This is a genomic window from Inquilinus limosus, assembly GCF_002195995.1.
Lineage (GTDB): Bacteria > Pseudomonadota > Alphaproteobacteria > DSM-16000 > Inquilinaceae > Inquilinus > Inquilinus limosus_C.
In genome coordinates, this window is the sequence record NZ_NHON01000102.1 from 1 (window position 1) to 15,545 (window position 15,545).

A 15,545-nucleotide genomic window follows, 5' to 3' on the forward strand; every position below is an offset into this window, starting at 1 on the left:
CAGCAGACCGCCGCAGCAGACCGCCGCCGCCCCCGCGACGACCGCTCCGCCCGCGGAGCCGGCGGCTCCGGCAGCCCCCGCGCCGGCCCAGCCGGCCGGTGACGCGCAGGTCCGCGAGATCCAGCAGCTGCTGACGATGATGAACTTCAACGCCGGCCCGGCGGACGGCAAGCTGAGCCGCCAGACCCGCAACGCCATCGCCTCGTTCCAGCGGCAGCAGAAGCTGCGGGTTACCAGCCGGCCCTCGCCGGCGCTGCTGGACGCGCTGCGCAAGGCGGCCGGGGCCGACACGCCGGACTGGACGCCGGGGCATTTCTGACCACAATCGCGGCCCGGGGCGCGGTCGCGCGCCCCGGGTCTATGTCATGAGGGCGGCCGGGCGATCCGGCCCGCCGCGCAACGCGGGAAGGGATGGCGATGGGTCAGGACGCGGTCTGCATCTGGGCGGCCGGAACGACGCTGGGCGAGGGGGCGCTGTGGCTGGCCGAGGAGCAGGCGCTCTACTGGGTCGACATCCTGCAGCCGCGCATCCTGCGCTACGACCCGGCGACCGGGGCGAAGGCGGAATGGCCGATGCCGGAGCCGATCGGCTTCATCGCGCCGCGCCGGCGCGGCGGGCTGGTGGCCGGGCTGCGCAGCGGCTTCCACCTGGTCGACCTGCCGGACGGCAAGGTCACGCCGATCGGCAACCCGGAGCCGGACCGGCCGGGCAACCGCTTCAACGACGGCAAGGTCGACCCGATGGGCCGGCTGTGGGCCGGGACCGTGGAGTTCGGATGCTCCGAGCCGACCGGCGCCTTCTACCGGTTGGACCCCGACCATCGCTGGCACCGCGTCGATGACGGCTACATCGTCACCAACGGCCCCGCCTTCTCGCCCGACGGCAGCATCCTGTACGAGGCGGATTCGGAGCGGCGGGTGGTCTACGCCTACGACCTCGACCTGGCCGGCGGCGCGATCTCCAACCGCCGGCCCTTCGTGATCTTCGCCGAGGATGACGGCGTGCCGGACGGCATGACGGTCGACCGCGACGGCCATCTCTGGGTGGCGCATTGGGGCGGGTCGCGGGTCAGCCGCTTCCGCCCCGACGGCACGCTGGACCGCGCCGTGGCCATCCCGGCGCCGCATGTCACCAGCTGCGCCTTCGGCGGCCCCGGCCTGACCACGCTCTACGTCACCACCGCGCGCAGCGGCATGTCGGAGGGGGCGCTGCAGCAGCACCCGCTGGCCGGCGGCCTGTTCGCGGTCAAGGACGCCGGCCGCGGCCTGCCGGGCAGCCACTTCGCCGGATAGCGGCAGGCCCGGCCGATCGCGTTCAGGGCCCCGGCGGCGGCTCCACCGGCGAGTCCGGGGCCGGAGCGGGCGGAGGCGCCGGTTCGGCCGGCTTCGCCGCGGCGCGCGCGGCCGCCCAATCCTCCAGCGCCTTGGTCTCCAGCCGCCGCACCGGGGCTGAGGGCGTGCCGTCGAAGCGCAGCCCCACCGCCGGCACGTCGGGATGGGCGCGGAAGGTGACGTCGACGCCGAGGTCCAGGCGCCAGCGCGGCAGGTCGAGGGTGAAGCCCCCCGCCCCCACCGCCGCATCCGTGGCCAGGCGCAGATCGGTCGATGACGCCGCGCCGTCGGCGATGGCGAAGGTGGCGTTGATCGCCGGGACCGTGGTGCTGCCGCCGGCGAAGGCGGCGCGCAGCCCTTCCAGGAAGGCGCCCGGCAGCCCCGGCGCGGCCAAGAGCCGCTCCGCCGCGGCGAGGTCGATGCCGGTCAGCGTGGCGTCGCGCACCGCCACCAGCCCCTTGCCGCCCAGCCCGTAGACCAGGCCGGCGACGCTGTTGCCCGTGGAGGTCGCGTCGAGGCCGAGGTCGAGCCGGCCGGCCAGGCCCTGCGGCCCGGCCGACAGCGTCAGGATCTGGGCGAGGTCGGCATCGACCAGGTCGGCATGGCCGGACCAGCGCGGCGTCGGCACATCGCCCTGGGGCCAGTCGATCCGGCCGTTCAGGCCGATCCGGCCGCCGGCGACGGCGGCCGAGAGGCGGTCGAGCGTCAGCCCGGCGGGGTCGAGCCGGGCGTGCAACTCCGGCTGGTCGAGCGTCCAACCGGCGAGCGAGATCGCCGCCGCGTTGAGGTCGAGATTGCCGTCGATCCGGGCCAGGCCGCTGAGATCGAAAGGCCGGGCCGGCCACTGGCCGGTGGCGTCGCCCGGCGGCGTCAGCCCGGCCAAGAGCCGGTCCAGCGGCAGCGCCGTGGTACGCAGCGCCACGGTCAGGCGCGGGCGGGCCGCGCCGGCGTCGAGCTCGGCCGTTCCCCCCAGCGACACCGGGCCGACCGTGCCCTGCAGGTTGTCGAGGCGCAGCCGGCCGGCGGCCCAGTCGGCATCGGCATAGAGGTCGATGCCGCCGAGATCCGGCGCCGCCAGGCCGCCTTCGCCGACCTGCCGCAGCAGCCCCGGCAGGTCCGGATGGGTCAGGCGTAGGCCGAGCGCGGCATGCGGCGCCGTCATCGCGTCGGAGAGGCTGCCGCCCAGCGCCAGCGAGCCACCGAGCGCATCGATCGAGCCATCGATCGACAGCGTCGCCGGGTCGCCGCGCAGCCGCAGCGAGGCCTTGACCGGCCCCGCCGCCGGCGCCGGCACCGTGCCGCGGAGGCGCAGCGCCCGCAGCAGCGCCGGCGGGTCCTGGGCGTCGAGCGTGGCCTGCAGGTCGATGTCGCCGAGAGTGGCGAGTTGGCCGATGGCGCCGTTGAAGCTGAGGCCGCTGCCGCCCGGCCCCTCGACCCGGCCGTTGTGGATGGTGAGCGCATCCTGGGCCAGCGTCGCCTCGAGCCGCAGCCCGGTGAAGGCGGCGCCGTCGATCGCGACGGCGTCGACCGTGGCGTCGAGATTGACATCGGCCCCGGCCAGCGCCGCCAGGATGCGGCCGCGCAGCGCGGGGTCCGATTGCAGCAGGTCGCGCAGCGGCGGCGCGCCGGCGGGGCGATAGGCGTCGATGTCGAGCCGGCTGAGCCGCAGCCGGGCGCCGAGGCCGGGCCGGGCGCCGCCGACATAGGTCAGGGCGCCGGTCAGCCGGTTGCCGTCGAGATCGGCGTCGAGGCCGGAGACCCGTAGATCGGTGATGTCGCCCGAGAGGATGCCGGCGACCTTGCCGCGGCGCAGCGCGGTGGCCGGGACCGGCCCCGGATCGATGCCGGCCCAGTCGAGCGCGCCGCGCAGGTCGTCGGCGGCGAGCTGCACCGACAGCTGGTCGGCCGCCGGCCGGTCGCCGTCGAGGCGGATCGCGCCGGAGGCCGCGGCCGAGCCGCCGCCCGGCAGGCCGAAGGCGAGGCGGGTGACACCGATCCGCGCCGGGTCCAGCGCCGCCTGCAGCCGCAGGTCGCGCACCAGACCGTCGCGCACCGCCAGGGCCGCGACCGACAGGTCCAGCGTGCCGGTCACCGGCAGCACGGCCTTGCGCGACAGCGCCGCGGCCAGGCGCGCGGCCAGCGCAGCCGGGCCGGCATCGTCGCCGGCCCAGTCGGCCAGGGCCAGGCGGTTGAAGCCCAGCGTCGCCTCGACCCGCGGCACCGCCGCCAGGGTGATGGTGATGCCGCCGGCGGCGCGCATGTCGCCGAGATCGGCGGTCATGTCGGCCAGCTCGATCCGCTCGACCCCGGTGCCGTCCATCCCGGCCTGCACCGTGCCGCGCAGCGCGAAGACGCCGGGCCGGGACGAGGAGGCGGGCAGCTTGATGCCGATCCGGGCCAGGCTGGCGTCGAGGTCCTTGCCGACCACCGACAGGTCGCCCTGCAGCCCGCCATCGGGCCGCAGCAGGCCGCCGAGCCGCGCCTCGGTGGCGTCGAGCCCGATGGTGGCGTTCACCGGCAGGGCGCCGAGCGGCGAGCGCGGCTGCAGCGACAGGTCGAGGGTCATCGGCACGCCGGCGACGACGCCGGTGCCGCTGATCGAGACCGGCCCGCCCCCGCCCGGCGCGGTCAGCCGGACATCCGCCGTCTCGACCTCGAGCTGGCGGCCGCTGCGGCGGTCGAGCCACAGGATCGAGCCCTGGCGGATGGCGGCGCGGACGGAGTCGAGCCGGTGGCCAACGCCATCGCCCAGCCCGTCCCAGGAGCGGCGGCCGTCCGGCAGCGTCTCCAGCGCCACGCTGGGCTGGTCGAAGGTGACGCCCACCACCTCGATCCGGCCGAGCAGCAGCGGCAGCAGCGACACCCGCAGGTCGACGCTGCTGGCGGCCAGCAGGTCCGGAACCGTCGCGCCCGGCACGCTGGCGACGCGGATGTCGCCGGCGACGAGGCGCGGCATCGGCAGCATCTCGAAGGAGACCGGCCCGTCGATGGTGACGGCGCGGCCGGTCAGCCCGCCGATCTCCTGCGCGATGCGGGCGCGGTAGGGGGTCCAGTCGATCTGCCCCGGCACCACGAGCACCGCGGCAACCAGCAGGACCAGGAGGAGGATGAGACCGAAGGCGAGTTTCTTCACGGCGCTGCGGGCGTCGTCCGGGGTTGCGACGGAGGTACGACTCCGGCGCATGATCGGAAATTGCCTGCGGGAATCACAATACAAATCACAATTGAGACAAGAACCCGCGTCGCCGCGGCGCTGCGGCCTTATCCGCCGCCGCCGTTTCGGCTAGTCTCGACGGCACGGAGGGATGCGGAAAATGGGCGATGTGATCAATCTGCGGCAGGCGCGCAAGGCCAGGGCCCGCGCCGAGAAGGAGGCGCAGGCGCAGGAGAACCGCGCCCGCTTTGGCCGCACCGGGGCGGAGAAGCAGCGCGACGCCGACGCGGCCGACCGCGAGACCCGCCGGCATGAGGGCCACCGCGTCGACCCTTCCCCCGGCGATGACGACAAGGACCCGGACGGGGGCGCCGCCTAGATGCGCTCCACGATCCGCGCCGCAGCCCTGGCCGCTCTGCTCGGGCTGATCCTGGCCGGCTGCGCCGGCCCTGCCCGTTCGCCCAAGGGCGGCGGCACCGGCGGCGTCGCCACCGATTTCCAGCACCTGCCGGGCTGGCGGGACGACGATGTCGCCGCCGCCCTGCCGGCCGTTTGGAACACCTGCAGCGTCTACGCCGCCAAGTCGCCGGGCACGCGGCTGAACTACAACGGCATCGACGGGCCGGTCTCCGACTGGGTGCCGATCTGCGACGCCGCCCACCGCCTGACCGGCCGCGACGAGGCCCAGGCCCGGCAGTTCTTCGAGACCTGGTTCACCCCGGTCGCCCTGGCCGGCTTCGACGGCGGCGGGTACGGCCGCTTCACCGGCTATTTCGCGCCGGAGCTGAACGGCAGCCGGGTGCGGCGCGGCGCGTACCAGACGCCGCTGTACCGCACCCCGGACAATGTCCGCGACCGCCGCCGCAGCCGGGCCGAGATCGCCCGCGGTGCGCTGGACGGGCGCGGCTACGAGATCGCCTGGGTCGACGACCCGATCGACGCCTTCTTCCTGGAGATCCAGGGCTCCGGCAAGGTCCGGCTGGACGACGGCACCGTCATCGGCCTGAAGTTCCACGGCCAGAACGGCCAGCGCTACCGGGCGGTCGGCCGGGTGCTGGTGGATGCCGGCATCGCCACGCTGGACGAGATGTCGATGGGCTATATCCGCAACTGGATGATCGCCAACCCCGACCGGGCGCAGTGGCTGATGAACCAGAACCCGAGCTACGTCTATTTCCGCGAGAAGGCGGCGGAGGATGTGATCGGCGCCCATGACGTGCCGCTGACGGCCGGGCGCAGCCTGGCGGTGGACAAGGACTACATCTCGCTGGGCACGCCGGTCTGGCTGGACATCGAGGACGACCCGACGGTGCCGGGCCGCACCCTGCGGCGGCTGGTGCTGGCCCAGGACATCGGCGGCGCCATCCGCGGCCCGATCCGCGGCGACCTGTACTGGGGCGAGGGCCACGCCGCCGGCGGCATGGCCAGCGCCATGAACGCCGAGGGCCGCGCCTACATGCTGGTGCCCCGCGCCACGCTCGGATTGAGCACACCGGGCCGCTGAGGCCGCCTCTCCTCGTCATTGCCAGGAGGCGAAGCCGACGAAGCAATCCAGGGGCCGGTGCGCACCGGCCCTCTCTCCCGCCGGCGGAGCAACAACGGCAAAAATTAGGCAGCCAGTCCTGCACGAATTGAAGGCAGGCGATGCGCTGCGCGCAATGGCGCCGCCGATTCGCCGGTCGTAGAGTGTGGATCGCGGCCTCGAGGCCGCTCTACGCCGGCCGCCGCCCCCATGACCGTCACGCTCGCCGCCCCGCCCCGCGCCTCCGTCGCCGCGGGCATCGGTTTCGCCTGCCTCGGCTTCGCCCTCTACACCTGCATGGACACCGCGGTGAAATGGGTGTCGGCGGGCTTCCCGCTGTACCAGGTGATCTTCTTCAACTCCGCCTTCGGCCTGCTGCCGATGCTGGCCTATGCCCAGATGACCGGCGGCGTCGGCCAGCTGCGCACCAAGCGGCTGTGGCTGCACGCCACAAGGTCGGCGATGGGCCTGGCGGGGTCCTTCACCTGCTTCCACGCCTATGCGGAGATGCCGATCGCCGACGTCTACGCCGTGCTGTTCTGCGCGCCGCTGCTGATCACGGCGCTGTCAGTGCCTATCCTGGGCGAATCCGTCGGCTGGCGGCGCTGGACCGCGGTGGGCGTCGGCTTCATCGGCGTCATGGTGATGCTGCGGCCGGGCGCCGGCATGGCCAACCCGGCGGTGCTGGGCGCGCTGTTCTCCGCCGTCGTCAACGCGCTGGGGTTCCTCTTGCTGCGCCGCTTCATCGCCAGCGAGAACCGCATCTCCTTCGGCTTCTACGCCAACTCGACCACCGCGATCGTCACCGGGCTGATGATGCTGGCCTTCGGCGGGGTGATGCCGGAACTGCGCGACCTGCTGGCGATCGCCATCGGCGGCATCCTCGGGGGCACCGCCTATCTGTTCGTCACCAACGCCTACCGCCAGGCGCCTGCCGCGGTGGTGGCGCCGTTCCAGTACAGCCAGATGATCTGGGGCGTGGTCTCCGGCTACCTGTTGTGGCGCGACGTGCCGGACCCGACCATGCTGGCCGGGTGCGGCATCGTCATCGCCAGCGGCCTCTACATCCTGCACCGCGAGACGGTGCGGCAGGCGCCGGTGGCGCAGAACGCGACCCCGGCCGCCACCGTCGCTTCGGTGCCGTCGCCGATCAGGACGTCGCCGGACCAGGCCCCCGGCTGAGCCGTTCGCGCACCTCCGGCGTCGCCAGGCAGGTGGCCACGGCCTCGTAGCCCGGCGCGCCGGGGACCGGGGCGACAGTGCTCGGCGGGCTGTGATTGGCCGGGCACAGCAGGACCGCCTCGTCCAGCCCGACCGCCGCCAGGTCCAGGATGGCGCTGGACCGGGTCATCAGGAACAAGGGGCGGCTATCGGGCCCGCGGCGGCGCAGATGGGCGATCAGCGCCTCCTGCGTCGCGTGATCCAGCCCCTGCTCGACCATATCGACCACCAGCGCCGCCGGCCCCTCGGCCTCCAGCCCGGCCAGCAGGGCGGTGAGCGCATCGGAGACCGTGGCGCCGTCCTCGACCAGCCATTCCAGGGTCCGGCCGACCCAGGTGCGGAGATCCGGATCGGCATGCAGCCGGGCGCGAACCGCGGCCATCGCCTCGTCCGACAGGGCCCGGTCCGGCAGCGGCCGGACGCGGAGCCAGGCCCCGGCTTCGGCACCGCCCAGCGCCATACGGTCGAGGCCGAGGAAGGCGGCGCCGGGCAGCGCCTCGGCCAAACGCAGCGCCAGCCGGGTCTTGCCGCTGCCGAGCGGGCCGATGATGTAGGTCAGCGGCCGCACGGGCCCGAGCTCGAAGCGCTCGCCGCCCCAGGGCCAGGGCAGGTCGAAGGCGATGCCCGCGTCCGGCCCCAGGAGCCGCATCAGCTCTCCCACCGCCGGCACCTGGCCGCAGGCGAGGCCGTCGCGCAGGCCGCGGACCTGCTCGATCGTGCCAGCGATCTGGCGCAGCCGGCCTTCCAGCGCCGCCTGATGCGCCGCCAGCGCCGGCTCCAGCCCTTGCGGGTCGCCCTGCAGCACCCGCGCCACCTGGGCCAGGCTGAAGCCGAGGGCGCGCAGCGCGGCGATCTCGCCGGCGCGGTGCATCTCGCCGGGGCCGTAGGCGCGCCATCCGGCGGCGCTGCGCACCGGCACCAGCAGGCCGCGCTGCTCGTACAGCCTGAGGGCCTTGGCGGAGACGCCGAGCCGCCGCGCGGCTTCGGAGGCGTTGAGGAAGGGGGCGGAGGACGTCACGACTCACCTCATTGCGGGTTGACCGCCCCTCTTATCGGAGCGGTCCCAGGGGCCGGGTCAACAGGGATTGGCGCCGCCGCCGGAATCCGTCATGCTGCCCGCCATGATGATCACGCGCGCAGCCTCGGGACGACTTACGGCCTTCTGAGCCGGCCGGACCCTTGCGTCCGGATTTCGTCCTCCTGCGCTGCGATCCGTCCCATGCCCCACCGCCCGAAGGCCGCGCCGCGGCCCATTCCCGGCCATCCCTTGCGGCCCGGCCGCCGACTTCCCGGCGGCCGTCGGCGGGAGGTCCGCCGGCGGCCGTAGCTCCCCCAATTCCACGGGAAGGAGGCACGGATGGCCTATGATCCGCAGGCGATCGAGCCGAAATGGCAGGCTTACTGGGACGAACACCGCAGCTTCCGGGCGGAGATCGACCCAACCAAACCCAAATTCTACGCGCTGGACATGTTCCCCTACCCCTCCGGCGCCGGGCTGCATGTCGGCCATCCGGAGGGCTACACCGCCACCGACATCATCTGCCGCTACAAGCGGATGGCCGGATGGAACGTGCTGCACCCGATGGGCTGGGACGCCTACGGCCTGCCGGCCGAGCGCTATGCCATGCGCACCGGCATCCACCCGGCGGTCACCACCAAGCGCAACATCGAAACCTTCCGGCGGCAGGTGAAGCGCCTGGGCTTCTCCTATGACTGGGAGCGCGAGCTGGCGACCACCGATCCCGGATTCGTGCGCTGGACGCAGTGGATCTTCCTGCGGCTGGTCGAGCGCGGCCTGGCCTATCAGGCCGAGGTGGCGGTGAACTGGTGCCCGGCCCAGAACACGGTGCTGGCGAATGAGGAGGTGAAGGACGGCCGCTATATCGAGACCGGCGACCCGGTGGTGCAGCGGCCGATGCGGCAATGGATGCTGCGTATCACCGCCTATGCCGACCGGCTGCTGGCCGACCTGGACGGGCTGGACTGGCCGGAGGGCATCAAGGCGCTGCAGCGCAACTGGATCGGCCGCACCGAGACGGTGGCTGCGGACGGCACCCGACAGGTGACGTACCGCCTGCGCGACTGGCTGTTCTCGCGCCAGCGCTACTGGGGCGAGCCGATCCCGATGCTGCACCTGGCCGACGGGTCGGTGGTGCCGCTGCCCGAGGACAGCCTGCCGCTGCTGCCGCCAGCGCTGGACGACTATGCCCCGGCGCCGGGCGGCGAGCCGCCGCTGGCCCGCGCGACCGCGTGGGTCGAGACCACCGTGCCCGGCACGGAGATCCCGGCCCGGCGCGAGACCAACACCATGCCGCAATGGGCCGGCAGCTGCTGGTACTACCTGCGCTTCCTGGACCCGGACAACGACCGCGCGATTGTCAGCCGCGAGGCCGAGCGCTACTGGCTGCCGGTCGACCTGTATGTCGGCGGGTCGGAGCATGGCGTGCTGCACCTGCTGTACGCCCGGTTCTGGCACAAGGTGCTGTACGACATCGGCGTGGTGTCGACCCCGGAGCCGTTCCGGAAGCTGGTCAACCAGGGGATGATCCTGGCCCCGTCCTACCGCGACGCCGCCGGCCGCTACTACGAGGCGGCGGAGGTGGAGGAGCGGGACGGCCGCTTCTATGCCGGCACGGAGCCGCTGACCCGGCAGGCCGAGAAGATGTCGAAGTCGCGCTTCAACGTGGTCAACCCGGATGCGGTGGTGGCCGAGCATGGCGCCGACGTGCTGCGGCTGTATGAGATGGCCATGGGCCCGCTGGAGGCGGCCAAGCCCTGGCAGACCGATGGCGTGACCGGCATCCGCCGCTTCCTGGACCGGGCCTGGCGCATCGTCTGCGCCGAGGACGACGGGCCGAGCCCGGCGGTGCGGGAGGTGGAGCCGCCGCCCGCGCTGCTGCGGCTGCGCCACGCCACGGTCGCGGCCGTCACTGCCGACATCGAGGCGCTGCGCTGCAACACCGCCATCGCCCGGCTGATGCGGCTGGCCAGGGCGCTGGCGGCGGCAAACCCGCGCCCAAGGGCGGTGGTGGAGGATTTCGTGCTGCTGCTGGCCCCCTTCACCCCGCACATCGCCGAGGAGCTGTGGGCGAAGCTGGGCCATCCGGACAGCCTGGCCCACGCCCCCTGGCCCGGCTTCGACCCCGATCTGGCCGCGGAGGAGAGCCGCGACTACGCGGTGCAGCTGAACGGCAAGGTCCGGCACCACATCCGCGGCCCGGCCGGCCTGGACGGCCCGGCGCTGATCGCCATGGCCCGTGCGGATCCCAAGGTGGTGGCGCTGCTGGACGGCCGCGAGGTGATGCGGGAGATCGCGGTGTCCGGGCGGCTGGTGAATTTCGTCACGCGGCCGGCGGGCTGATCTTGGTTCGTAGGTTGGATTCGCGGCATGCGAACCAACTATCATGCCAGCAGCGGAGCGGTGGGATGTTGGGTTCGCCTATGGCGAACCCAACCTACTCACTGAACGACGGGAACAATCAACGCAACCAATAAATCATAGGAACCTCCATCAGCAGCTTCTAGTGCTGCGTAGTAATCGGCACCCTTATTCATCATAGACATATCGGCTTTTCCGAACAAATCAAGGCATTGTTGCATAAGCAGAGCGCGAGCAACGCGTCCATTTCCATCAAAAAAAGGATGCAACGCCAGAAAATTAGTATGAAAGGTCGCGATAGCCTCCAGACTGGCGGCACGGGTCCGGAGGCTGCCAAATTGTTGTTGCCATGCGTCACACAACTCTGTCAGGAGCGCCTCAACCCGATCTGGAGGTGGGGGTTGAACGTGTTCCGCAATCCGGCCCTCCAAATTTCCAAGCCAGACTCTATCTGTTCGAAGCTGACCAACGGCCCGGCTGGGCAAATCAAAACATATCAGACGATGAATTAATAGAACTAACTCCGGGCTTAAAACGCTAGAAATTGGCGTATAGCCATCGCTCCTTTCAAAATAAGAAACCGATATTAGATCAGGCGCACTAGCAGTAACTACCTCTGAAAGCCCAAGTGTCTTAATTATATGTGATTGACCGACACTCATTCGGTCCAATGACGCCCTTAAAGCTAGCAGCTCGCGCGTGTTCGCCGCCAGCGCCTTGGCTGTTTGGCTATCAGAATCCACAGCCCACGCAAGTTGCTCTTCGATATTCATTCCAATCGAGAGGTATTGAATGCGAACCCCGTAACCAGGAGCCGAATCCAATAGATTCTGCAGTTGCTGAAGATGAAGAATGTCAGCCTCCTTGCCCCTGCTCTTGGCAAGCGACAGCAAGATAGAGCGTTGGGCCGGAGTTAAATTCTGATTCGTGACAAACACAAAACCCGGCACCCGGCGGGGCATGCCATCAATATCGGATTGATATTTTTTCTTTATTGCAGCAAAGCGCGTCGGCCCGGTCGGAAAATAAACTGCACCAACCCAAACGATTCCGCCCTTTTGGCACAGAATGTCCTTCTTCCCATCAGGTCCTCCCAATGGGCTTTGCGGATCAATTTCCTCGTAACCAGACAACCGCAAGGCCGCTGCAGCAAGACGCTCCGCTTTAGTTGAACCATCTCGCCAAAACGACAATCTAAGTTCTGTATCGTGAATCAAATCATCCCCCAACGAACTTCTATAACTATTACGGGGAGCTCCGGAGATCACAACTCTCGCATTGAGGCCAACAGCCCCACGATTCGAAGCGCAGTATATGGAATATTATACAATACCTCTCTAAGTTACTCACCCCTCCTCCTCCACCGGCGGCAATGCGCCCAGCAGCCAGGACCGGAAGGCGCCGGCGGCGGGAGAGAGGCGGCGGCCCTCGGGCATCGCCAGCCAGTACCAGTTGCGCGGCACCGTGACGTCGAACAGCCGCACCAGCCGGCCGGCGGCGATGTCGCGGGCGCACAGCACGTCGTCGCCCATGGCCACGCCCTGCCCGGCCGCGGCGGCGTCCAGCGCCAGCGCCACGTCGTGGAAGCGCGGGCCGCGGGTGGCGTCGATGCCCTCCACCCCCGCCGCCGCCAGCCACAGCGCCCAGGTCCGGGCGCTTTCGTCATGCAGCAGGGTCTGGCCGCGCAGATCGGCCGGCTGCCGCAGCGCCGGCGCCAGGGCCGGGGCGCAGACCGGGTAGTCCATCACCCGCACCAGCCGCTCGGCCTCCACGCCGGACCAGCCGCCGGTGCCGTAGCGGATGGCGAGGTCGGTCTGCTCCGCCCGCAGGTCGACCAGCCGCTGGGTCGGGTCGAGCTCGATGTCGATGCCGGGATGGCTCAGCCGGAAGTCGCCCAGCCGCGGCACCAGCCAGCGCCCGGCGAAGGCGGGCTCGACCGACAGGCGCAGCCGGCCGCGCCCGGCCTCGGCCGCGATCGCCACCATGCCCTGGGACAGCCGGTCGAAGGCGTCGGCGACCACGGCGGCGAAGGCCCGGCCGGCCTCGGTCGGCGCCAGGCCGCGCCCCTCGCGCAGCAGCAGCGGCACGCCCAGTCGCGCCTCCAGCCCCCGGACATGGCGGCTGATCGCGGCATGGCTGACGCCGAGCTCGGCCGCGGCGGCGGTGAAGCTGCCGCGGCGGGCGGCGGCCTCGAAGGCGCGGACGGCGTTGAGCGGCGGCAGCGGGCGCATCGCTCATCTGTAACTTTTCCTTACAGATGCTGCAAGGGAACGGCGTTTGTGCACGGGCGGGCGAAGCGGCAAGATTCCCCCAAGCCCCACAGGATTTCCGGCGGAAATCCTGCAGCCCTTAAGTCCGCAGATTTGCCGCGAGGCAAATCTGCCGGGAGGCACCCATGTTCCACCATCTGCTCGACGCCTATCTCACCGTCTTCGCTCCCGCCCCGCGCCGTGTCCCGGTCCTGCCGAAAAAGGATCGCGCGGAGGCCCTGCCGCCGCTGCCGATCGGCCGGCGGCGCAGCCGCCCGTCGCGGCGGCCGATGGTGATCGGCCGGCCGTGAGCGGGGGTAAGCCTCGCTTCCCCCTGGAGGGCGGCTGCCTGTGCGGCGCCGTGCGCTACCGCCTCGACGGGCCGGTCGCGTCGGTCGACCACTGCCACTGCCGGATGTGCCAGAAGGCCAGCGGCAGCCCGGCGGTGGCCTGGGCGACCGGCCCCTTCGCCGGGGTGCGCTGGATCAAGGGCCAGCCGCGCGGCTACCGCTCCTCGCCGATCGGCCGGCGCTGGTTCTGCGCCGATTGCGGCTCGCCCCTGGCCTTCGAGGGCTTCGAGCCCGAGGGCAAGACCATGGGCATCAGCCTGGCGACGCTGGACGACCCGACGGCGCTGCGGCCGCGCCAGCACGCCTGGATGGGCACTCGCATCCCCTGGCACGTGATCGACGAGACTCTCCCCCAGTACGAGGATGAGGGCCCGGATAGCGGGATCTGACCGTCAGGCGCTCGCAGCGGCCGCGCCGTTGCGGCGCCAGGGCAGCCGGGCGAAGACCAGGACGTTGCCGAGCAGCACCAGCGCCACCCCGGCCACCGCCGTCGCGGTCCAGACATAGCCTTCCAGCACCGCCGATATGTTCAGCGCCACCAGCGGGAACAGCACGCTGGAATAGGCCGCCTTGTCGGCGCCGATGCGGCCGACCAGGGTCAGATAGGCCAGGAAGGCGACCACCGAGCCCGGGATGGCGAGGTAGAGCAGCGCCCCGACATAGGCCGGCGACGGGTCGAAGCGCCAGGGCAGGCCCTGGATCAACACCACGGCCAAGAGGATCAGCGCGCCGTAGACCATGCCCCAGGCGGTGGTGGTCCAGGGCGTCAGGCCGCGGCGCCGGTGCACCACCGCCAGGACGCTGCCGGCGCCGAAGCCCATGGTGCCGGCCAGCGCCAGGCCGAGGCCGTACAGCATCTGCAGGTCGAGCCGCGCCGGATCGATGCCGAACAGCAGCCACAGCCCGGCCAGCCCGACGGCGCCGCCGGCGAGGACGCGCGGCTTCAAGGGCTGGCCCAGCGCGATCCGGCTGAACAGCGCGGTCCAGACGCTGCCGGTGGAGAAGGCGACGGCGACCAGGCCGCTCGGGACATAGGCCGAGGCGTGGTAGACCAGGAGGAAGTTGCAACTGAACAGCGCCAGCCCCTGGCCCAGGCAGACCAGATGGTCGCGGGGGCGCAGCGCCTCACGCCGGCGGGTCACCAGCAGCAGCAGGCCCATCACCAGCGCGGCGAGCGCGAAGCGGTAGAGGATCGACAGCTCCACCGGCACCGGGCCGATCTGGTAGTGGATGGCGATCCAGGTGGTGCCCCAGATCAGGACGACGAGCAGGTACAGGGCGGCGGTCATGGCGGCACACGGGTTCCGGGAACTCGGCCCCACCCTGCGCCGGCCGGCGGCGCCGCGATTGCACATCCTTGCGCAGTTTCGCCCGCACGGATGGTGCCGGGCACGGCGGAAGGCTAATCTGCCGGGACGATGGACCGGCACGGACCCAGGGTTGAGATCGGCCTGCTGCAGCGGCTGGCGGCGCGTTACGGCGTGGTCGCGGCGCTGGCGTCGTCGCGCGCGGTGCTGGAGCATGCGGTCGAGATCGGCGACGGCTTCACCCTGGCGCAGTGGCGCAATGCCCATGACACCACCGGCTACCGCAGCCCCGGCCACCACACGCTGAGCCTCTACCTGGAGGGCGGCGAGGGCACCCGGCGGATCGGCTTCCCCGACCGGATCGGCGGCCCCGGCCGGTTCTGCCTGCTGCCGGCGGAGCACGAGTCGCACTGGACGCTGCTGACCCCGATGCGGTTCCTGCATTTCTACTTCGACACCGGCAGCCTGGCCGCCGCCGGCGCCGCCGCGCATGACGCCGACATCCGCGAGGCGGCGCTGCCCGACGACACCTTCTTCGACGACCCGCAGGCCGCGCGGCTGATGGGCGGCTTCGTCCGGCTGGGCTGGGACCGGGGCGACGCGCCGCTGGCGGCCACCCAGATCGGGCACGAGCTGCTGGCGCACCTGGCCGGCAGCCGGCTGCGCCGCCGCCCCTCCCCCGCCCTGGACGGCGGCCTGGCGCCGCATGTTCGCCGCCGGGTGCTGGAGCTGATCGAGGCGGCGCTGGACGAGCCGCTGACGCTGGGCCGGCTGGCCGAGGCGGCCGGGCAGTCGGAGTTCCACTTCGCCCGGATGTTCCGCGCCTCGATCGGGCTGCCGCCGCACGCCTATGTGCTGGCCCGGCGGCTGGACCGCGCCCGAAGGCTGCTGGCGGAAGGCGACCGGCCGCTGGCCGAGATCGCCGCCGCCTGCGGCTTCACCCATCCGAGCCACCTGACCCGGCATTTCCGCGCCGCCTTCGGCGGCCCGCCGGGCGCCTGGCGGGCGGCGGTGCGCGGCTGAGCGCCGGC

The 15,545-nt window shown here is 71.7% G+C and carries 14 protein-coding genes; 9 read left to right on the forward strand and 5 right to left on the reverse strand.

The genetic code is table 11. The features are described from left to right. Together BWR60_RS30930 and BWR60_RS30935 are read left to right on the forward strand one after the other, a co-directional pair. The coding region (locus BWR60_RS30930; protein WP_144445815.1) for a peptidoglycan-binding domain-containing protein at nt 1–319 on the forward strand (319 nt) is incomplete at its 5' end. Nucleotides 320–417: 98 nt separating this feature from the next. Next, nucleotides 418–1,293, forward strand: coding sequence for an SMP-30/gluconolactonase/LRE family protein (locus BWR60_RS30935; protein WP_179222021.1), 876 nt, complete (start codon nt 418–420; stop codon nt 1,291–1,293). Nucleotides 1,294–1,315: 22 nt separating this feature from the next. Here the strand turns inward: BWR60_RS30935 and BWR60_RS30940 are convergent, their stop codons facing one another. Then, nucleotides 1,316–4,465 carry an AsmA family protein gene (locus tag BWR60_RS30940; RefSeq protein ID WP_179222022.1) on the reverse strand — a complete coding sequence of 1,050 codons (3,150 nt, stop codon included), beginning with the start codon at nt 4,463–4,465 and terminating at the stop codon, nt 1,316–1,318. Between the two features lie 181 nt (nt 4,466–4,646). Between BWR60_RS30940 and BWR60_RS30945 the strand changes: the two genes are divergently transcribed. The 3 genes from BWR60_RS30945 (at nt 4,647) to BWR60_RS30955 (ending at nt 7,190) form a co-directional block, all read left to right on the forward strand. After that, nucleotides 4,647–4,865 carry a DUF4169 family protein gene (locus BWR60_RS30945; protein WP_088156297.1) on the forward strand — a complete coding sequence of 73 codons (219 nt, stop codon included), beginning with the start codon at nt 4,647–4,649 and terminating at the stop codon, nt 4,863–4,865. Beyond that, nucleotides 4,866–5,990, forward strand: a complete 1,125-nt coding sequence (gene mltA / locus BWR60_RS30950) for a murein transglycosylase A (protein WP_088156299.1) — start codon at nt 4,866–4,868, stop codon at nt 5,988–5,990. A 228-nt stretch (nt 5,991–6,218) separates the two neighbouring features. Next, nucleotides 6,219–7,190, forward strand: coding sequence for a DMT family transporter (locus BWR60_RS30955; protein WP_088156301.1), 972 nt, complete (start codon nt 6,219–6,221; stop codon nt 7,188–7,190). Here the strand turns inward: BWR60_RS30955 and BWR60_RS30960 are convergent. Then, nucleotides 7,159–8,247, reverse strand: a complete 1,089-nt coding sequence (locus BWR60_RS30960; protein ID WP_088156303.1) for a MerR family transcriptional regulator — start codon at nt 8,245–8,247, stop codon at nt 7,159–7,161. The two genes, BWR60_RS30955 and BWR60_RS30960, sit on opposite strands and share 32 nt — an antisense overlap. 339 nt (nt 8,248–8,586) lie before the next feature. Here BWR60_RS30960 and BWR60_RS38865 point away from each other — a divergent pair, with 339 nt between their 5' ends. Then, nucleotides 8,587–10,590, forward strand: coding sequence for a class I tRNA ligase family protein (locus tag BWR60_RS38865; protein ID WP_088156305.1), 2,004 nt, complete (start codon nt 8,587–8,589; stop codon nt 10,588–10,590). Nucleotides 10,591–10,688: 98 nt separating this feature from the next. On the opposite strand, the gene BWR60_RS30970 is transcribed toward BWR60_RS38865, so the two are convergent. Next, nucleotides 10,689–11,837 (reverse strand): Fic family protein, encoded by a 1,149-nt coding sequence (locus BWR60_RS30970; protein ID WP_144445816.1) that lies wholly within the window; start codon nt 11,835–11,837, stop codon nt 10,689–10,691. A gap of 117 nt (nt 11,838–11,954) precedes the next feature. Beyond that, entirely contained in the window at nt 11,955–12,839 is an 885-nt protein-coding gene (gene gcvA, locus BWR60_RS30975; RefSeq protein ID WP_088156309.1) for a transcriptional regulator GcvA, read from the reverse strand. Nucleotides 12,840–13,003: 164 nt separating this feature from the next. Between gcvA and BWR60_RS37360 the strand changes: the two genes are divergently transcribed. Both BWR60_RS37360 and BWR60_RS30980 read left to right on the forward strand, forming a co-directional pair. Next, nucleotides 13,004–13,168, forward strand: a complete 165-nt coding sequence (locus BWR60_RS37360; RefSeq protein ID WP_179222023.1) for a hypothetical protein — start codon at nt 13,004–13,006, stop codon at nt 13,166–13,168. After that, nucleotides 13,165–13,596, forward strand: a complete 432-nt coding sequence (locus BWR60_RS30980) for a GFA family protein (protein WP_144445817.1) — start codon at nt 13,165–13,167, stop codon at nt 13,594–13,596. Before BWR60_RS37360 ends, BWR60_RS30980 begins: the two co-directional genes overlap by 4 nt. 3 nt (nt 13,597–13,599) lie before the next feature. Here the strand turns inward: BWR60_RS30980 and BWR60_RS30985 are convergent, their stop codons facing one another. Further along, entirely contained in the window at nt 13,600–14,496 is an 897-nt protein-coding gene (locus BWR60_RS30985) for a DMT family transporter (protein ID WP_088156313.1), read from the reverse strand. Nucleotides 14,497–14,625: 129 nt separating this feature from the next. Between BWR60_RS30985 and BWR60_RS30990 the strand changes: the two genes are divergently transcribed. Beyond that, a complete protein-coding gene (locus BWR60_RS30990; RefSeq protein WP_088156315.1) occupies nt 14,626–15,537 on the forward strand; it encodes a helix-turn-helix domain-containing protein in 912 nt (303 codons plus the stop codon). Nucleotides 15,538–15,545: the final 8 nt, after the last annotated feature.